Origin of the sequence: Mesorhizobium sp. M0478, from assembly GCF_040321305.1 — a bacterium.
Classification (GTDB): Bacteria; Pseudomonadota; Alphaproteobacteria; order Rhizobiales; family Rhizobiaceae; genus Mesorhizobium.
The window spans coordinates 45,609-64,183 of record NZ_JAMYRH010000020.1 but is presented as its reverse complement, the minus strand read 5'-3'; the positions used below and the strand labels follow the sequence as shown (position 1 = coordinate 64,183).

At 62.4% G+C, this 18,575-nt stretch carries 21 protein-coding genes; 1 reads left to right on the top strand and 20 read right to left on the bottom strand.

All coding sequences use genetic code 11. The annotated features are described in order from the left end of the window. Positions 1-104: 104 nt before the first annotated feature. Positions 105-1,145 (bottom strand): glutamine synthetase beta-grasp domain-containing protein, encoded by a 1,041-nt coding sequence (locus NKI64_RS30135; RefSeq protein WP_023688423.1) that lies wholly within the window; start codon positions 1,143-1,145, stop codon positions 105-107. A gap of 316 nt (positions 1,146-1,461) precedes the next feature. On the opposite strand from NKI64_RS30135, the gene NKI64_RS30130 reads away from it, so the two are divergent. Continuing rightward, entirely contained in the window at positions 1,462-1,659 is a 198-nt protein-coding gene (locus NKI64_RS30130) for a DUF2735 domain-containing protein (RefSeq protein WP_352671764.1), read from the top strand. A 93-nt stretch (positions 1,660-1,752) separates the two neighbouring features. Here NKI64_RS30130 and NKI64_RS30125 read toward each other — a convergent pair whose 3' ends face one another. The 19 genes from NKI64_RS30125 to rplF all read right to left on the bottom strand — a co-directional run bounded on the left by NKI64_RS30125 (position 1,753) and on the right by rplF (position 18,559). After that, the gene (locus NKI64_RS30125) at positions 1,753-3,639 is read right to left on the bottom strand and encodes an MFS transporter (protein WP_023682590.1); all 1,887 of its coding nucleotides are present in this window, start codon (positions 3,637-3,639) and stop codon (positions 1,753-1,755) included. 177 nt (positions 3,640-3,816) lie between these two features. Continuing rightward, complete coding sequence (locus tag NKI64_RS30120; RefSeq protein ID WP_023714165.1) at positions 3,817-4,608, bottom strand: ATP12 family chaperone protein; 792 nt, start codon at positions 4,606-4,608, stop codon at positions 3,817-3,819. 11 nt (positions 4,609-4,619) lie between these two features. Continuing rightward, positions 4,620-5,477 carry a DMT family transporter gene (locus tag NKI64_RS30115; protein WP_502901411.1) on the bottom strand — a complete coding sequence of 286 codons (858 nt, stop codon included), beginning with the start codon at positions 5,475-5,477 and terminating at the stop codon, positions 4,620-4,622. Between the two features lie 62 nt (positions 5,478-5,539). Beyond that, positions 5,540-6,520, bottom strand: coding sequence for an RluA family pseudouridine synthase (locus tag NKI64_RS30110; RefSeq protein WP_023691252.1), 981 nt, complete (start codon positions 6,518-6,520; stop codon positions 5,540-5,542). Between the two features lie 133 nt (positions 6,521-6,653). Then, a complete protein-coding gene (crcB, locus tag NKI64_RS30105; RefSeq protein ID WP_023698806.1) occupies positions 6,654-7,028 on the bottom strand; it encodes a fluoride efflux transporter CrcB in 375 nt (124 codons plus the stop codon). Positions 7,029-7,081: 53 nt separating this feature from the next. Further along, positions 7,082-7,912 (bottom strand): aspartyl/asparaginyl beta-hydroxylase domain-containing protein, encoded by an 831-nt coding sequence (locus NKI64_RS30100; RefSeq protein WP_352671756.1) that lies wholly within the window; start codon positions 7,910-7,912, stop codon positions 7,082-7,084. A gap of 183 nt (positions 7,913-8,095) precedes the next feature. Continuing rightward, entirely contained in the window at positions 8,096-9,406 is a 1,311-nt protein-coding gene (locus NKI64_RS30095) for a replication-associated recombination protein A (RefSeq protein WP_023701776.1), read from the bottom strand. Between the two features lie 47 nt (positions 9,407-9,453). Next, on the bottom strand, positions 9,454-10,947 hold the full coding sequence (locus tag NKI64_RS30090; RefSeq protein WP_023688416.1) for a DegQ family serine endoprotease: 1,494 nt from the start codon (positions 10,945-10,947) through the stop codon (positions 9,454-9,456). Between the two features lie 198 nt (positions 10,948-11,145). After that, positions 11,146-11,577 carry a 50S ribosomal protein L17 gene (rplQ, locus tag NKI64_RS30085; RefSeq protein WP_023691248.1) on the bottom strand — a complete coding sequence of 144 codons (432 nt, stop codon included), beginning with the start codon at positions 11,575-11,577 and terminating at the stop codon, positions 11,146-11,148. A gap of 105 nt (positions 11,578-11,682) precedes the next feature. Next, positions 11,683-12,693: a DNA-directed RNA polymerase subunit alpha gene (locus NKI64_RS30080; protein WP_023682599.1), complete on the bottom strand. Its 1,011-nt coding sequence runs from the start codon at positions 12,691-12,693 to the stop codon at positions 11,683-11,685. Between the two features lie 102 nt (positions 12,694-12,795). Continuing rightward, positions 12,796-13,185 carry a 30S ribosomal protein S11 gene (gene rpsK, locus NKI64_RS30075; RefSeq protein WP_006205444.1) on the bottom strand — a complete coding sequence of 130 codons (390 nt, stop codon included), beginning with the start codon at positions 13,183-13,185 and terminating at the stop codon, positions 12,796-12,798. A 125-nt stretch (positions 13,186-13,310) separates the two neighbouring features. Further along, positions 13,311-13,679, bottom strand: a complete 369-nt coding sequence (gene rpsM / locus NKI64_RS30070) for a 30S ribosomal protein S13 (protein WP_006205445.1) — start codon at positions 13,677-13,679, stop codon at positions 13,311-13,313. A gap of 211 nt (positions 13,680-13,890) precedes the next feature. Next, positions 13,891-14,499 (bottom strand): adenylate kinase, encoded by a 609-nt coding sequence (locus NKI64_RS30065; protein ID WP_023701778.1) that lies wholly within the window; start codon positions 14,497-14,499, stop codon positions 13,891-13,893. Next, complete coding sequence (gene secY, locus NKI64_RS30060) at positions 14,496-15,836, bottom strand: preprotein translocase subunit SecY (protein ID WP_023672761.1); 1,341 nt, start codon at positions 15,834-15,836, stop codon at positions 14,496-14,498. The genes NKI64_RS30065 and secY overlap by 4 nt, the downstream gene beginning before the upstream one ends. A 257-nt stretch (positions 15,837-16,093) precedes the next feature. Beyond that, positions 16,094-16,564, bottom strand: coding sequence for a 50S ribosomal protein L15 (gene rplO / locus NKI64_RS30055; RefSeq protein WP_023672760.1), 471 nt, complete (start codon positions 16,562-16,564; stop codon positions 16,094-16,096). Between the two features lie 22 nt (positions 16,565-16,586). Next, positions 16,587-16,784 carry a 50S ribosomal protein L30 gene (gene rpmD, locus NKI64_RS30050; protein ID WP_006205449.1) on the bottom strand — a complete coding sequence of 66 codons (198 nt, stop codon included), beginning with the start codon at positions 16,782-16,784 and terminating at the stop codon, positions 16,587-16,589. Between the two features lie 24 nt (positions 16,785-16,808). Continuing rightward, positions 16,809-17,372: a 30S ribosomal protein S5 gene (rpsE, locus tag NKI64_RS30045; protein WP_006333394.1), complete on the bottom strand. Its 564-nt coding sequence runs from the start codon at positions 17,370-17,372 to the stop codon at positions 16,809-16,811. Between the two features lie 153 nt (positions 17,373-17,525). After that, the gene (gene rplR / locus NKI64_RS30040; protein ID WP_352671751.1) at positions 17,526-17,885 is read right to left on the bottom strand and encodes a 50S ribosomal protein L18; all 360 of its coding nucleotides are present in this window, start codon (positions 17,883-17,885) and stop codon (positions 17,526-17,528) included. A 140-nt stretch (positions 17,886-18,025) separates the two neighbouring features. Further along, a complete protein-coding gene (gene rplF / locus NKI64_RS30035) occupies positions 18,026-18,559 on the bottom strand; it encodes a 50S ribosomal protein L6 (protein ID WP_023688413.1) in 534 nt (177 codons plus the stop codon). Between the last annotated feature and the right edge of the window lie 16 nt (positions 18,560-18,575).

Sequence of the window (18,575 nt, the reverse complement as noted above, 5' to 3'; positions counted from 1 at the left end):
CGTCAGTTCAGACGCCGGGGTTTTTGTCTGACCAATAGCAGACCGTAGACGTGGTAGCAGCAGGCTACGGCGCAGGCTTACGAAGCCTGCGCCGCTATAGATGCTTAGGCGGCCGCCGAAACCTGGGCGCTGGTCGAAACCTCCGCGATGGTCTTCAGGATCTGCGAAGCGATCTGGTAGGGGTCACCTTGCGAATTCGGGCGGCGGTCTTCCAGGTAGCCCTTGTAGTCATTGTTGACGAAGGAATGCGGCACGCGGATCGAGGCGCCTCGGTCGGCGATGCCGTAGCTGAAGCGGTTCCACGGAGCGGTCTCATGCTTGCCGGTCAGGCGCTTGTCGTTGTCCGGGCCGTAGACGGCGATGTGGTCCATCAGGTTCTTGTCGAATTGAGCCATCAGCGCTTCAAAATAGGCCTTGCCGCCGACTTCGCGCATATAGGCGGTCGAGAAGTTGGCGTGCATGCCCGAGCCGTTCCAGTCGGTGTCGCCGAGCGGCTTGCAGTGATACTCGATGTCGATCTCGTACTTTTCGGTCAGGCGCTGCAAGAGATAGCGGGCCATCCACATCTGGTCGGCGGCCTTCTTGGAGCCTTTGCCGAAAATCTGGAATTCCCACTGGCCCTTGGCCACTTCGGCGTTGATGCCTTCATGGTTGATGCCTGCTGCGAGGCAAAGGTCGAGATGCTCCTCGACGATCTGGCGCGCGATCGGGCCGACATTCGAATAGCCGACGCCGGTGTAGTACGGGCCCTGCGGCGCCGGATAGCCGCTCTCGGGGAAGCCGAGCGGACGGCCGTCCTTGTAGAAGAAATACTCCTGCTCGAAGCCGAACCAGGCGCCTTCGTCGTCGAGGATGGTGGCGCGCTTGTTGGACACATGCGGCGTCACGCCATCTGGCATCATCACTTCGCACATCACCAGCACGCCATTGCTGCGGGCCGGATCCGGGAACACGGCGACCGGCTTCAGCACGCAGTCGGAGCTGTGGCCTTCGGCCTGCTGCGTCGAAGAACCGTCGAAGCCCCACAGCGGCAGCTGCTCGAGCGTCGGGAACTCGGCGAACTCCTTGACCTGGGTCTTGCCGCGAAGATTGGGGACCGGGGTGTAACCATCGAGCCAGATATACTCGAGCTTGTATTTCGTCATTCTAGAGCCTCTCGTTGCTTGATCACCGAACCTGGATGACGCCGGCGCGCCGAGCCATCCAGCAGCCCAGCTGCCGGTCGATAAAATGCAAATCGTGTGCCACTTCAGTTGGTCAGGGTGCGGCAAAAATGCCCTTTCATCCCGCCGGTGATGGCAAGCCGCCTAAGCAATGCGCCCGGATCAATCAAAGGCAGAATTTGCTTAAATAACAGGCAAATGCAGATCTTTCTTTAGGCATCTTGCCTAAAAGGATTGCAGGACCTACCTTGATGGAAAGATGAATCGAAGAGCCTCTCCAGAAGAAAGGAGACCGACCATGGAAATCACCTCAGCCCGTCCGTCGGCCAAAATCCTGATATTCCCGGTGGCAGCGCGTGCGGGTGCCTCAAATTTAGGCGTAAAGGCCAAGTTTGCGGCAGAGCTTGCTTCGCTGCGCGATCACCCGCTTGCCCATGGCGAGGCCTGGTATCATGAGGCCGCCATTGCGGAGGCCGAACAGCCTCGCAAGAGCTAGGCGTCTTCCGCGCTGATAGATCGAACAGGCCCACAAATCAAAACCCGGCGCGATCGCTCGCGCCGGGTTTTTTGTTTGATACAGAGCCGTCGGCTACTGCTTGGTATGCAGGTCGGTGCCGAGCGTATCCCTGACGAAGATCATGCCGATGATCAGCGTCACCGCCGCGATCACCACCGGATACCAAAGGCCGTAATAGATATCGCCCTTGTAGGCGCTGAACGCGAACACGATCGCGGGCAGCAGGCCGCCGAACCAGCCATTGCCGATGTGATAGGGCAGTGACATGCCGCTGTAGCGGATGCGTGTCGGGAACATCTCGACCAGGATCGCCGCGATCGGCCCGTAGACCATGGTCACGTAGAGGACCAGGATGAACAGGATGCCGATGACCTTTGCCCAGTTGACCTGTGCGGGGTCGGCAAACATCGCGAAGGCGCCCGCTGCCGGAACGCTGTAGACGGTCACCTCGGTGGCGCCCGCGGCTTCGTCCTTGGTCAGCACCTTGTCCTTGATCGCCTGTTCGGTCGGGACTGCGGTCTTTTCGCCGGCGCGGATGGCTGCCGCGTCGAGCTTCAGTTCAGGATTGGCCGCGACAAAGGCGTCGAGCTTCTGGTCGGCAACCTTGGCGGCAGCACGCTTCAGCGGATAACCGCCACCCTGAAGCGCGAGGTTGATACCCTTCTTGAAGGCAGCGTCGCTGGCAGCCTTCTTGTCGCCTGCGGCCTTGGCATCATAAGACGCCACGGTTTCGCTGCCGATCATGACACTCGCCGGGGTCCCCGCCGCCGCCGTCGAGACGATGTCGTAAGGCACCGAGTTCTTGGCAAGGAAATCGGTCGCGATATCGCACGAACTGACCGGTACGCGCGTGCCGGTCGGATTGAACTGGAAGTTGCAGTCTCCCGGAGCCGCCGTCACCGTGGCGCGCGTGTTCTGCTGTGCGGTGGCGAGCGCCGGATTGGCGGCCCAGGTCAACGCCTTGAACAGCGGGAAGGTGGTGACGACCGCCAGCGCAAGGCCGGCCATGATGATCGGCTTGCGGCCGATCTTGTCGGACAGCCAGCCGAAGAAGACGAAGAAGCCCGTGCCGAGTGCCAGCGCAATGGCGATCATGATGTTCACCGACTGCGCGTCGACCTTGAGCACATTGGCCAGGAAGAACAGTGCGTAGAACTGACCATTGTACCAGACCACGGCCTGACCGGCGGTGAGGCCGAACAGCGCCAGGATGGCGATCTTGGCGTTTTTCCATTGGCCGAAGGCTTCCGACAGCGGCGCCTTGGAACTCTTGCCCTCCTCCTTCATGCGCAGGAAGGTCGGCGATTCCGAAAGCGACAGCCGGATCCAGACCGAAATGCCGAGCAGGATAGCCGAGACCAGGAACGGAATGCGCCATCCCCAGGCGTTGAAGGCGTCCTTGCTTACCGAATTCTGCACTAGCAGGATGACAATCAGCGACAGGAAAAGGCCGAGCGTCGCCGTCGTCTGGATCCATGACGTGTAGAAGCCGCGACGGTCATCCGGCGCATGTTCCGCGACATAGGTCGCGGCGCCGCCGTACTCACCGCCAAGCGCCAGGCCCTGCAGCATGCGCAGCGCGATCAACAGGATCGGCGCCAGAATGCCCAGTGTCTCTGAACCCGGAAGCAGGCCGACAAGGAAAGTCGACAGACCCATGATCATGATGGTGACAAGGAATGTGTATTTGCGGCCGACGAGATCGCCGATGCGGCCGAACACCAGCGCGCCGAACGGGCGCACGATGAAGCCGGCGGCGAAGACCAGCAGCGTGAAGATGTAGCGGGTGCTTTCGGGAAACGAGTTGAAGAAGGTCAAGCCGATCGCGCCGGCCAACGCTCCGTAGAGATAGAAATCATACCATTCGAAAACCGCGCCCAGCGAGGAGGCGAAGATGACCTTCTTCTCCTCTCGTGTCATGCCGCGGCTGGCTCCGCCGGCGGTCGATGCCAATGCCATTGAACTGTCCTCCCGTGAATCGTCTGCCTTCGACGCTGGGCGTCATCGTCGGCGTTCCCTCTGAACGCGACTCAAACCAGCCATCAGCGTAAAAAATGACAGAAAGCGACCGCCGGAGGCAGACAGACCTTGGGTTTATGACTTTGGTATTAGGTGCAGTGCGGCAAAGGCCGAGGATCAGGTCTTCAGCGCATCGAGCAGGCCGACGGCCGCCATCATGTCGCGTTTGCGGGCCGAGCGGCGTGCGACAGCCTCGGCATCCTGGCCCCAATGCTCGATCTGCCAGTCCTCGTCGACATGGCCGGCGGCCCAAGCCGCGTCGCCATCGAGCGCGCCGTAATCGACCGCCAGCGCCAGCAGCGCCGACCCGGTCAGCGAAGTCATGACATGGATTGCGGCCAGCCGCAGCGGCTCGGCACGCTGGGCAAGATGAGCGCCGAGCACTGCGATGCTCTCGCGCGGCTGTTCGACATGGATAATGCCCTCGGCGAGGTTGAATCGAGCCCCTAATGTCACCCTCGCCCAGTCGATCACCGGATCCCAATGCTGGTTCTGCCGCTCGACCAGCCCCTGTGGCGCGTCGGCGCGGTAGCAGGTCAGATCGGACGAGGCGAAGCGCAAGACGTCCTCCAGCACCGCCTGCGGGCCGCTGGCGACGCCGTCGATGGCGGTGTTGACCAGACGCAGCACCGGCATCGTGACCGGGTCGATGGTCTCGCCCTGTGCAGCGAACTCATTGGCGACCAGGGCGGCGGCGTTTTCGGTCGGCAGCGCCAGCAGCGCCTTGCCCGGCGTGCGCACCGGCTTGCCATCGAGGTGGACGGCAAAACCGTCCTCCACAGCTACGACCGACACGTCCTTGTAGAAGCGCTTCGGCAGGTGCGTCTTCATCTGGATCTGGGCGCGGCGGACCGGATCCGGATCGGACAGATGCTTTCCCGCTTCGAGGTCGTTGAGGATGTCACGCATGGTCGAACTTTCTATCCAGGTACCTGCTTGCGCGCCGGCCGGTTGACGATGATCAGGCCGACAGCGATCAGCCCAAGCGCCACAAAGATCCTGGTCGTAGGCGCCTCGCCCAGAATGATAGCGCCGCAGAGGACGCCGAACACCGGCGACAGGAAAGCGAAGCTCGACAGGGCCGATGCCGGATAGCGCCTGAGCAGCCAGAACCACAGCACATAGGTGAAGGCAACTATATAGAGCGACTGGAACAGCAGCGCCAATGCCGGCAAGGCACTGACCGCGCGGATCGGCGGGCCGGCGAAAGGCATCACCAGGACACCGACAATGGCCGCACCGGCCAACTGATAAAGCAGCAATTTCTCGGCACTGGTCTCGACCAGTTTCGAACGCTTGATGACGATGCTGGTCGCCGCCCACAGGATACCGGAGCCGAGGCTGAGCAGATCGCCCATCAAGGTCATCTCGGTGCCGCCGGCAATCCCGTCGGAAAACACCGCCACCAGGCCGCAGAAGGCGAGAACGAGCCCGCCAAGCTTGCGCGCGTTGATACGCTCACCGAGCAGGAAATGGCCGCCGATCAGGACCCAGAACGGCATGGTGTTGACCAGCAGCGTGTTGCGGGCAACGGTCGTGTATTCCAGCCCGATATAGAGGCACAGGAACTCGACGCCGAACAGCACGCCGACGATGATGCCGGCGACAAGCGACCCGTCGGCCTTAAACAGACTGATGCCGCGCAGCCAGCACCAGCCGAGCACACAGAGCCCGCCGATGATCGAACGTGCGATCGAGACGAAAACCGGATCGAAGCCGTCATAGTAGATCTTGGCGGCGACATAGTTCAGCCCCCAGGAAAAGGTCAGCCCGACCATGATGGAAGCAGCCGCCAGATCGACCGCATCGCGGCGATCCAATGCCGAGGCAACGGCCAATGTCAGTCCTCCGCGCTGGCGTCGTCGAAGCCGATCAGGTTCCAGCTCTGGCGCATATGCGGCGGCATCGGCGCGGTGACGTCGATGACGCCCTTGTCCGGGTGCGGAATGACGATGCGGCGCGCATGCAGATGCAGGCGGTTCTGAATGCCGCCCGGAAAGTCCCAGTTGGTGTCGGCCTCGAAATATTTGGGGTCGCCAAGGATCGGGCAGCCGATATAGGCGGCATGAACGCGCAGCTGGTGGGTGCGGCCAGTGTACGGCTCCATTTCCAGCCAGGTCATCGTCTGAGCCGCCTGCTCGATGATGCGGTAGTAGGACACGGCGTGGTCGGCGCCCTTTTCGCCATGGGCTGCCACGCGCACGCGGTCGCCGTCCTCGGTCGGCTCCTTGATCAGCCAGGTCGAGATCTTGTCCTCACGCTTGGGCGGGACGCCCTTGACCAGCGCCCAATAGGTCTTCTTGGTCTCGCGCGCCCGGAATGACTCGGAAAGCTTCATCGCCGCAAGCCTGGTGCGGGCAACCACCAGCACGCCCGACGTGTCGCGGTCGAGCCGGTGCACCAGGCGCGGCTTCTCGCCCTTCTGGCTGCGCCAGGCCTCCAGCATGTCGTCGACATTGCGGGTGACGCCCGAGCCGCCTTGCACCGCCAGGCCCGCCGGCTTGTTGAAGACGAAGACTTTTGGATCTTCGTGGATCAGCATCTTGGCCAGCACATCGGCGTCGCCCTGGTTGCGGATCGAGTAACCCGTAAGCGCACTCTCGCCCTTCTTGTCGACCTCGAGCGGCGGCACACGCACCACCTGGCCGGGCTCGACACGGCTGTCGGCCTTGACCCGGCTGCCATCGACGCGGATCTGGCCCGAGCGCAGCAACTTCTGCAGATGGCCAAAGCCGAGGCCGGGGAAATGGGTCTTGAACCAGCGATCGAGCCGCATGCCCGCCTCGCCGGCCTCCACCGTGATCTGTTCTACGCCTGCCATGATTTTCGCTTTATCCGTTTCTAACGCGTGACCCCGAAAATCTACTCCGGCCTTCGGAAAGGATCATGCGCAAGATCAAAGTTTCTGCAGCGCGTCCAAAGGATGCGGCGTGCTCCAGGTCGGGGCAATAACACTATGAAACGGTTCTTGCGAGCCAAAGTCCCAGAAACAGGGCAATAATGGCGCCAACGACGCTGGCCAGCGCATATCCCAACGCCGGCAGCGTCGCTCCGCGCTCCCATAGGGTCGCGAAATCGAGCGAAAAGGCGGAGAAGGTGGTGAAGCCGCCAAGGACGCCCGTGGCGACGAACAGCCGGAGCTCATTGGAACCGCCGCGCCGCATCAGCGCGGCGACGAACAGCCCCATGGCAAAGGAGCCGACGATGTTGATCGCCATCGTCCCCCAGGGGTAGTTGGGGCCGACGAGGCGCAAGGCGCCGATGTTGGTCAGGTGGCGGATGCCGGCGCCGATGCCGCCGCCGACCACAACAAGAAGCAGATTGAACATGCCCGTTTACTGCCCGGCCAAGGCAGTGCGGTCAATCCCTTCAGGCCAACGCCTCAGGTCGTCTCGACCTTCTTTGCCTTGCTCGAGCCGATCATCTTCCAGTTCTTGTAGAACATGGAATTGATGCGCTCGACGGTTACCGAAACGATGGCCAGAAGTCCGGCGATGAAGCCGGGGAACGGCGACGGGCGGATGATGTCCATGAACACGCAGTAGCGGCGTCCGTCATACTCGTTGACCGAGCGGTGCAGCAGCGTGTCGTCGAAAATATAGAGCGGGTTGTCGTGCCAGTAATTCCTCGCGCCGTTGCATTCGACGAAAACCTCTGCCTTCACCGGCAAGAGATTGTAGAGGATGCGCAGGCTGAGCCGCAGCGGTCCGAAATGCCAGGAAGTCGATTCCTTGCCTCTGAAGACAGATACGGCAATGGTCTTGATGAATTTGAAATCCTTGTTGAATTCCGCGACATTGTCGATCCGGTGCTTGCCGTACCACTGATAGACATACATGCCGCGACGACCGGTGCCGAAATTGGCGTCGATATCGGCGATGATCTCGTCCTTGCGCGCCTTGAAGACGTCAAGAACCTCGTTGACCTCGCGCTGATAATCGGCGGGAAACTGCTCCAGCTTCCACACGCCCGGGTTCCTGTAGCAAACGAGGTCCACCAGCAGATTGAAGGGCGACAGCAGCCAGGTGAAGATGCCATTGCCGAGGAAATAGCCGCGCAACAGCGACAGATCCTTGTTGGCGTTGCGCAGCACATCGATCAGGCCGCAGACGATCCAGATCGTGGTCAGGATCGGAATGAAATAGAAGCCGAGCGCGAGCAGCGGGACAGCAATCACAGCCTGGCGAAGCGTTTTGCGAAGGGATTTTGTCATTTTCTGTTCGCGCGGCGCGCTGTCCCCGTTCCGAATTATCGCCCGTCCTGGCAGCCTCCCGGCCGAGTCATGCGACGTGATAGGGCTTTTTGTCATGCGGTACAATCACACTGCTGTGACTGGCGGGGACAGAATTTCAGTTCATCGCGGGCAGGCCGAGTTCGTCACGTTTGTCCCGCGCACCTATTTTTCCCGCTCGCTGCGCAGCTTTGCCCAATAGTCCAGCCGTTTCTTGATATCGCGCTCGAAGCCGCGTTCGGGCGGATCGTAAAAGGTCTGCCGGCCCATCTTTTCGGGGAAATAGTCCTGGCCGGAAAAGGCATCGGGCTGGTCGTGATCGTAGCGGTAGCCGGCGCCGTAATCCTCCTCTTTCATCAGCTTGGTCGGCGCGTTGAGGATGTGCTTGGGCGGCAGCAGCGAACCGAACTCCTTCGCCGCCCGCGTGGCTGCCTTGAAGGCGGTATAGACGGCGTTGGATTTGGGCGCGGTGGCGAGATAGACGGTGGCCTCGGCGAAGGCCAGTTCGCCTTCGGGCGAGCCGAGATAGTCGTAGGCGTCCTTGGCGGCGTTGGCGATAACCAGCGCCTGCGGGTCGGCCAGCCCGATATCCTCCATCGCCATGCGCACCAGCCGGCGGCCGAGATAGAGTGGATCCTCGCCGGCGTCGAACATGCGGGCAAGATAATAAAGCGCCGCGTCCGGGTCGGACCCACGCACCGATTTGTGCAGCGCGGAGATCAGATTGTAGTGACCGTCCTGGCCCTTGTCATAGATCGGCGCGCGGCGCTGGACGATGCGCTGCAGCCCTTCGGGATCGAAAACCTCGCCGGGTTTGGCGGCGCGCCAGACTTCCTCGGCCAGCGTCAGCGAGGCCCGGCCGTCACCATCGCTCATGCGGATGAGCATCGCCCGCGCCTCTTCGTCGAGCGGCAGCGCCCTGCCCTCCGTCTCCTCCGCGCGCGTCATCAGCTTGGCGATGCTCTCCTCGCCCAGCGAGTGAAACACCAGTACCCGCGCGCGCGACAAAAGCGCGGCGTTCAGCTCGAAGGACGGATTTTCGGTCGTGGCGCCAACCAGCACGACGGTGCCGTCCTCCATGACCGGGAGAAACGAATCCTGCTGGGCGCGGTTGAAGCGATGGATCTCGTCGACGAACAGCAGCGTCTGGCGGCCATTGGTGCGACGCAGCTTTGCCGCCTCGAACACTTTCTTCAAATCGGCAACGCCGGAAAACACCGCTGAGATCTGCTCGAAGGCAAGGCTGGTCTCGCCGGCCAGCAGCCGCGCCACGGTGGTCTTGCCGGTGCCGGGTGGCCCCCAGAAAATCATCGAGCCGAGCGAACCGGAGTTGATGAGCCGCGTCAGTGCGCCGTCGGGGCCGGTCAGATGCTCCTGGCCGACGACCTCGCCAAGGTTTTTCGGGCGCAGCCGATCGGCCAAAGGCCGGCCGGGCGGCGCTCTTTCCGGTTCATCGACGCTGAACAGATCGGCCATCTAGGTCTTCTGGTTGGAGCACGATCCTCAGAAATGGGAAGATCGCCTCAGTAACGCAACACCTGGCGCAGTATCTGCCCGCCGCGCTCGACGGTAAAGCGCCACCAGCGTGTATCCTGCTGGGCAAGCTGCGCCAGTGTCGCCGCCGTATCGACCGTCGTGCCGTTCACCTCGCGCACGATGTCGCCCGGCTGGAAGCCGAAATCGGCGGCCGGCGAATCGCGGTTGATGTCGACCACGGTGACCCCCTTGAGGTCGGTGCGCAGGCCGAGCCGCTGGGCGAGCCTGGGCGACAGTTCCGCGACCTTGGCGCCGGAGAACGGGCTGCGGCCATGCAGGGTCACTTCCGACGCCTTGGCGCCTTCCGGCGCGCGCTCTAGTGCAATCTCCATCGTCGCCTGCTGGCCCTTGCTCAGGATGGCGAAGGTCGCCTTGGTGCCGATCGACAGGGTCGCCATGCGGTAATCCAGCGCCTCGATGCCTTCGACCGTCGTGCCATTGAGCTGCAGCACGACATCGCCGGGCTTCAGCCCTGCCTTGGCCGCCGGTCCGGCTTCCTCAACCGACGACACCAGCGCGCCGGTCGGCTTCTCCATGCCGAGCGATTCGGCGATCTGCGGTGTGACCGCTTCGAACTCGGCGCCTATATAGGGCCGCTCGAAGAAATCGAGCCCGGCCTTGGCCGCGTCGGCGAAGGCGCGCACCATGTTGGCGGGGATGGCAAAGCCGATGCCGATCGAGCCGCCGCTGCGGCTGTAGATGGCGGTGTTGATGCCGACCAGCTGGCCGCCCATGTTGATCAGCGCGCCGCCGGAATTGCCGGGATTGATGGCGGCGTCGGTCTGGATGAAGTAGCCCGAATCCGAAACGCCGATATGGCTGCGGGCAAGCGCCGACACGATGCCGCTGGTGGTGGTCTGGCCGACGCCGAACGGATTGCCGATGGCCAGCACCAGGTCGCCGACCTCGAGCGCGTCGGAATCGCCGATGGCGATCACCGGAAACGGCTTGTCGGAGGTGATCTTGAGCACGGCGAGGTCGAGCGTCTCGTCCTTGAGCATGACCTTCGAGGTGAATTCGCGCCCGTCGGCGGTCGCGACCTTGACCTCGTCGGCATCCTTGATCACGTGGAAATTGGTGACGACGACGCCGCTCGGGTCGACCAGCACGCCCGAGCCGAGCGAGGATTGAGCGCGCGGCTGCGCGCGGCCGAAAAATTCCTCGAAGAACGGATCGCCGTCAAAGGGCGACGTGACCTTGGCCGTCTGCGACGCATAGACATTGACCACCGCCGGCGCCGTCTGCTTGACCAGGGGCGCAAACGACAGCTGCACCTCTTCGCGGCCGAACGGCACGCGCTTGTCGGGACCGGAGGTGCCGTTCTCGCCTTCGACGCCATGCAGGAGGTCGGTCAGCACATCGGAGAGCCCTGGATCGGCTGGCTTGGCGGCGTCCTCAGCCAGAGCCTGCCTGACTGTCGGCGCGGCTGCGAACGCCATCATGGCGAAGAGCAGAACAAGAGACAGTCGGTTGGCGCGCATTCGCGAATCCTCCAAGGCAAGTTCGGGGGCATTGTCCCGACGATTGTGCAGAATGAAAGGCTAATGCACTGAAATGCGGCGATTGTCGTGCAAAAGCACTTGGCCGGCAGGCAAAAAAAGCCCGGCGAAGCATGCCCTTGCGACAATGCAAAAAAGGGGCCCGAAGGCCCCTTGAAAGTCATTTGCGAAAACCGAGCCTTATGCGGCAGTGGCTTCCTCGTTGGCGCCTTCGGCTTCGAGGCGGGCGCGGTCGCCGGCGCCCTTGGCGTCGGTGTCGCGGTCGACGAACTCGATGACCGCCATGGCGGCATTGTCGCCGTGGCGGAAGCCCGCCTTCATGATGCGCAGATAGCCGCCGTTGCGGTCGGCGTAGCGCGGCGCAATCGTGTCGAACAAACGCTTGACGACGCCTTCATTGCCGATCTGGGCAATGACCTGGCGGCGCGCATGCAAGTCGCCGCGCTTGCCGAGCGTCACCAGCTTCTCGACGATTGGACGCAAATCCTTCGCCTTCGGCAGGGTGGTGACGATCTGCTCATGTTCGAGCAGCGACACGGCGAGGTTGGCGAACATCGACTTGCGATGGCTAATGCTTCGGGCGAAGCGGCGGCCTTTAAAACCGTGGCGCATGGCTCTTTTCCTTCTTCAGTTGTTCAAGAGGCCACGGCCTCTGATGGTTTTCCGCATGACCGTCGGATCGAGCGGCCCACGCCGCCGATCCTTGGAAATTCATGCTCAATATTGGTCTTCGTAACGCTTGGCGAGGTCTTCGATGTTTTCCGGCGGCCAGTCCGGCACTTCCATGCCGAGGTGCAGGCCCATCGCCGCGAGCACTTCCTTGATCTCGTTCAGCGACTTGCGGCCGAAGTTCGGGGTGCGCAGCATCTCGGCTTCGGTCTTCTGGATGAGATCGCCGATGTAGACGATGTTGTCGTTCTTCAGGCAGTTGGCCGAACGCACCGAAAGCTCGAGTTCGTCGACCTTCTTGAGCAGCGCCGGGTTGAAGGCAAGCTCGGTGACTGCCTCGGTGGCGACTTCCTTCTGCGGCTCGTCGAAATTGACGAACAGGCCAAGCTGGTCCTGCAGGATGCGGGCAGCGAATGCCACCGCGTCCTCGCCCGAGATCGAACCGTCGGTCTCGATGGTCATGGTCAGCTTGTCATAGTCGAGAACCTGGCCCTCGCGGGTGTTCTCGACCTTGTAGGAGACCTTCTTGACCGGCGAATACAGGCTGTCGACCGGGATCAGGCCGATCGGCGCGTCTTCGGCGCGGTTGCGGTCGGCCGGCACGTAACCCTTGCCGGTGTCGACGGTGAATTCCATGCGGATTTCAGCGCCCTCGTCCAGCGTGCAGATGACGTGGTCGGGGTTGAGGATCTCGACGTCGCCAACCGTCTGGATGTCGCCAGCCAGAACCGCACCCGGGCCCTGCTTGCGAACGACCATGCGCTTGGGACCATCGCCTTCCATGCGGATGGCGATTTCCTTGATGTTGAGGACGATGTCGGTCACGTCCTCACGCACGCCGGCAATCGACGAGAATTCATGCAGAACGCCGTCGATCTGCACGGCGGTGACAGCCGCACCGCGCAGCGAAGACAAAAGCACGCGGCGCAGCGCGTTGCCGAGCGTCAGGCCGAAGCCACGCTCGAGCGGCTCGGCGACCAGCGTGGTCAGCGTCTTCTTCTTCGACGAGAACTCGATCTTGTTCGGCTTGATCAGTTCCTGCCAATTTTTCTGGATCATGATGCTTTCCTTCCGTTGACCCGCCACCATCCAATCGTGGCGGGCGACCTGGAGTGCCGTGGAGGAGCGCCTTGAGGCGCTCACGCGGCGTTCGGTAATGTCTTAGACGCGGCGCTTCTTGCGCGGGCGGCAGCCATTGTGCGGGATCGGCGTCACATCACGGATCGAGGTGATGGTGAAGCCGGCAGCCTGCAGGGCGCGAAGCGCCGATTCACGACCGGAGCCGGGTCCGCAGACCTCGACTTCGAGCATGCGCATGCCGTGTTCCTGGGCCTTCTTGGCGACGTCTTCGGCAGCCATCTGGGCGGCGAACGGGGTCGACTTGCGCGAACCCTTGAAGCCCTGGGCACCGGCCGACGACCAGGCAATCGAATTGCCCTGCGCGTCGGTGATGGTGATCATCGTGTTGTTGAAGGTCGAATTGACGTGGGCAACGCCCGACGAGATGTTCTTGCGTTCGCGACGGCGAACACGAGCGGCTTCCTTGGCCATGATAGTCCTTTCAGTTGATCTCTACACCGCCGTAATGCCAGCGGCTCCACCTTTGAAAGCGAGTAGTGAGCAGGGATTAGCGAATAGGGACCCTACTCGCTAATGGCTACTCGCTATTCGCTCACTTACTTTTTCTTGCCGGCGATCGACTTGGCCGGGCCCTTGCGGGTGCGTGCATTGGTGTGCGTGCGCTGACCGCGAACCGGTAGCGAACGGCGGTGACGCAGGCCGCGGTAGCAGCCGAGGTCCATGAGACGCTTGATGTTCATCGACACTTCGCGGCGCAGGTCGCCTTCGACCTGGTAGTCGCGGTCGATGGTCTCGCGGATCTGCAGCACTTCCGCGTCGGTCAACTGGTTGACGCGGCGCTCGGCCGGGATGCCGACCTTGTCGACGATCTCCTGGGCGAACTTCTTGCCGATGCCGTGAATGTACTGAAGCGCAATGACGACGCGCTTGTTGGTCGGAATGTTGACGCCGGCTATACGAGCCATATTCTTCTCTTCTCCATGTGGGACCGGCCGGCCTTCAAAACAAGGCATGCGCGGCGCTGTTCAAATTACCCCGCGTCCGGTGGAGGCCGGCCCTTGCGGGAGTTCCCTGGTTTCAATGCGGCTGCCTTGCCCTTGCGGACAAGCAAGCCTCATGCCTGATAGGAAGACGGGCCGCCATAACCCAGCGAACCGTTCCGGTCAAGCGCAATCTTTACTTTACCGTAACGGTCTCCCGCGTCACCGCCGCGAGCAGCGCTTCAATCTCCGCCGTCACGGTGTCGACAGGAGCCATGCCGTCGACACTCCTAAGCGAGCGTTTGGCGTAATAATAGCCGATCAGCGGCGCCGTCTTCTTGTAATATTCCCGCAGGCGCTCTTCGAACACCACCGGATTGTCGTCCTTGCGCACCGGCTGTCCGGCGGCCTTGGCGTCGTCGGCGCGCTTGACGATGCGGCCGACCAGCGCTTTGTCGTCGACGACGAACTCGATCACGGCATCGAGGCCAATGCCGCGCTCGGCGAGCATCGATTCAACCGCATCGGCTTGCACCAGCGTGCGCGGATATCCGTCGAGGATGAAACCGTTGGTGCAATCGGGCTGATCGATGCGCTCGGCCACGATGGCGTTGACGATTGCGTCGGAAACCAGCTCGCCGGCATCCATCACCGCCTTGGCGCGCTTGCCGACTTCGGTGCCGGCCTGCACGGCCGCCCGCAGCATGTCGCCCGTCGACAGCTGCGGTATGCCGTATTTTTCTACCAGTCTTTGTGCTTGCGTCCCCTTGCCCGCTCCTGGCGGCCCAAGCAATATCAATCTCATCTGGCCTTCTTCCCCCCGCGCAGCTTCGACTTCTTGATCAGGCCCTCATACTGGTGCGCGATCAGGTGACCCTGGATCTGCGCCACCGTATCGAGGGTTACACTGACCACGATCAGAAGCGATGTGCCACCGAGGTAGAATGGTACGCCAGTCGCCGAAATCAGGAACTCGGGCAGCAGGCACACCAGCACCAGATAGATGGCGCCGACGACGGTGATGCGCGTCAGGACATAGTCGATGTAATCGGCGGTGCGCTCACCCGGACGGTAGCCCGGAATGAAGCCGGAATGCTTCTTGAGCTGGTCGGCGGTGTCCTTCGGATTGAACACGATGGCCGTGTAGAAGAAGGCGAAGAACACGATCATTGCCGCATAGAACAGCATGTAGAGCGGCTGGCCGTGGCCGAGCGAAGCGAGCACGGTGCTTGCCCATGCCGGCAGGTTTGTCGTCTGCGAGAAGCCAGCGACCGTTGCCGGCAGCAAAAGCAGCGACGACGCGAAGATCGGCGGAATGACGCCCGACGTGTTGAGCTTCAGCGGCAGATGCGAGGTATCGCCCTGGAACATGCGGTTGCCGACCTGGCGCTTCGGATACTGGATCAGCAGGCGGCGCTGCGCGCGCTCGAAGAACACGATCAGCGCGATGACGATGATGGCCAGCACGATGATCGCGAGTATCAGCCCGGTCGATAGGGCGCCGGTGCGGCCGAGCTCCAGCGTGCCGGAGATGGCGCGCGGCAGGCCGGCGACGATGCCGGAAAAGATGATCAGCGAAATGCCGTTGCCGATGCCGCGGGCGGTGATCTGCTCGCCCAGCCACATCAGGAACATGGTGCCGCCAACCAGCGTGACGACGGTCGAGATGCGGAAGAACATGCCGGGATCGTTGACGATGCCGTTGCCGCCTTCCAGGCCCACCGAAATGCCGTAGGCCTGCACCAGCGCAAGGAGTACCGTGCCGTAGCGCGTGTACTGGTTGATGACCTTGCGGCCCTGCTCGCCTTCCTTTTTCAGCGCTTCCAGCGACGGAATGACGGAGGTCATCAGCTGCATGATGATGGAGGCTGAGATGTAAGGCATGATGCCGAGCGCGAAGATCGCCATGCGCTGCACGGCGCCGCCGGCGAACATGTTGAACATGCCGAGCACGCCCTTGGCCTGCGAAGAGAAGGCCTGCGCGAATGCATCCGGATTGATGCCGGGCAGCGGGATATAGGTGCCGAGGCGATAGACGAGCAGCGCGCCGACGGTGAACCAGATTCGCTTCTTCAGGTCCTCCGCCTTGGCGAAAGCCGCAAAATTCAGATTCGAGGCTAGTTGTTCAGCAGCCGAAGCCATGCCTGATTCTCCGCTAGAGCATGATGCCGAAAAGTGTGAAGCGGTTTTCGGACAACGTCATGCGCTACTTCTTTGATTTGTATGTCACGCTCGATGCCCGCAGCTCAGGCGGCGCGTGGCACCGAAGCTCACGAGATAAGCTCCGGGCTCCAAACATGCAAGCGGCCGCGTTGACGCGGCCGCCTAATTGATCGGATCAAAGCGCAATCGTGAACAAAAACGGATACCGTTCCTGCCGACCGCGCTTCAAATTGCCGTTACTCCGCTGCCGCTTCCGGCAGCTTGACCGAACCGCCGGCCTTTTCGATCTTCTCGATCGCGGCCTTGGAGGCGCCGGCGACGTCGAAGGCAAGCTTTGCCTTGAGCTCGCCGTCCGAGAGGATGCGCACGCCGTCCTTGACGCGGCGGATGACGCCGGCGGCAACGAGTGCCTCGGCCGTCACGGTCGCCTTGGCGTCGAGCTTCTTGGCATCGAGCGCCGTCTGGATACGAGCCAGCGACACGACGACAAAGCTCTTGGCGAAGATGTTATTGAAGCCACGCTTCGGCAGGCGACGATAGAGCGGCATCTGGCCGCCCTCGAAGCCGTTGATGGCAACGCCGGAGCGCGCCTTCTGGCCCTTGACGCCGCGACCGCCGGTCTTGCCGGAGCCGGAGCCGATGCCACGGCCGAGACGCTTCTTGGAGTGCGTCGCGCCGTCCTTGTCACGCAGATCGTTGAGTTTCATCTGGGTTCTCCTGCGCTTTTGCTCAGCCCTCGTCCACGACGCGGACGAGATGCTGGACGGCAGCGATCATGCCGCGCACCGAGGGAGTGTCCTCCAGCGTGCGCTGCTTGTGCATCTTGTTGAGGCCGAGGCCGACCAGCGTTGCGCGCTGTTCCTTCGGGCGGCGGATCGGCGAACCGATCTGCTCAACGGTAATGGTCTTGGTTGCTTTCTTGGCCATGGTCAAAATCCCTGGTCAGATCGACTATTCTTCAGCCGCAACGGCGGTGCCGCGGCGGGCCTGAAGGGTCGAATACTTGATGCCGCGCGCAGCAGCCACATCCTTGGGATGCATCTGGCTCTTCAGCGCGTCGAACGTGGCACGAACCATGTTGTAGGGGTTCGACGAACCCATCGACTTGGCGACCACGTCATGCATGCCGAGCGTCTCGAAGACAGCGCGCATCGGGCCGCCGGCGATGATGCCGGTACCCTGCTTGGCAGCGCGCAGCAGCACGCGTCCGGCGCCCCAGCGTCCTTCGACGTCGTGGTGCAGCGTGCGGCCCGAGCGCAGCGGCACGAAAATCATGTCGCGCTTGGCCGACTCGGTTGCCTTGCGGATCGCTTCCGGCACTTCGCGCGCCTTGCCGTGACCGAAGCCGACGCGGCCCTTCTGGTCGCCGACGACGACGAGTGCTGCAAAACCGAAGCGACGGCCGCCCTTGACGACCTTGGCGACACGGTTGATGTGGACGAGCTTGTCCACCATGCCGTCATCGCGTTCTTCACGATCGCGGCCGCGGCCGCCATCCCTACGTTCCTGTGCCATATCCTGTTCCTTGTTTTTTTCCGGAAGCACGGTTGCTGATAAGATCCGGTGCGCCTCTTTGGGTCACCGGGGGCGAATTATTTTTCCTTGCATGATCTTGTCCGAAAGTCTGCAACTTTTTGCTGCGCTGACCTTCGGTTCGGGAACAGGCAATTAGAAGCTCAGACCGCCTTCACGGGCAGCCTCGGCCAGCGCCTTGACGCGGCCGTGATAGATGTAGGCGCCGCGGTCGAAGACGACTTCCTTGACGCCGGCCTTCGAAGCACGCTCGGCGATCAGCTTGCCAACAGCGGCTGCTGCCTCGGTGTCGGCGCCGGTCTTGAGCGAACCCTTGATGTCCTTCTCGAGCGTCGATGCAGCCGCGATGGTGTGGCCCTTGGCGTCGTCGATGACCTGCACGTAAATGTTCTTCGACGTGCGGTGGACCGAGAGACGCGGACGTTCGCCGGCGACCTTCTTGATCTGGCGGCGGACGCGCTGCGCGCGGCGCTGGATGGATTCCTTGGTAGCCATGATAATCTTCCTTGCCTTCAAAAAACGGGGGCCGCCATGTGCGGTAGGCGAAAGCGCCTCCCGCGACCGCTCCCCGCGGCGTTGCACTTCTTTGGCTTGGCCTTTTCCGAAAAGTCTGCAACTTTTCGGGACCAGGCCTACTACTTCTTCTTGCCTTCCTTGCGGACGATCTTCTCGCCGGCATAGCGGACACCCTTGCCCTTGTAGGGCTCGGGACCGCGATACTCGCGGATCTCGGCTGCAACCTGGCCGACCTGCTGCTTGTCGATGCCGGTCACGGTGATTTCCGTCGGCTTCGGCACAGTGATCGTGATGCCGGCCGGCGTCTCGTAAACGACGTCGTGGCTGAAGCCAAGCGCCAGCTGCAGGTTCTTGCCCTGGAGTGCCGCGCGATAGCCGACGCCGGTGATCTCGAGCTTCTTCTCGAAACCGTCCTTGACGCCCTGCAGGATGTTGACGATCTGCGTGCGCGACATGCCCCACTTGGAGCGGGCGGCCTTGGTCTGGTCGCGCGGCTGGACAGCGATTTCGCTGCCTTCCATCTTGACCAGCACTTCGTCGTTCACCACGAACTTCAGCTCGCCCTTGGGGCCCTTCGCCGTCACGGTCTGGCCGTTGACGGTCGCGGTCACGCCCTGCGGCAGCGAAACGGGTTTCTTTCCAATACGAGACATTTGGTTGTCCTCGTCA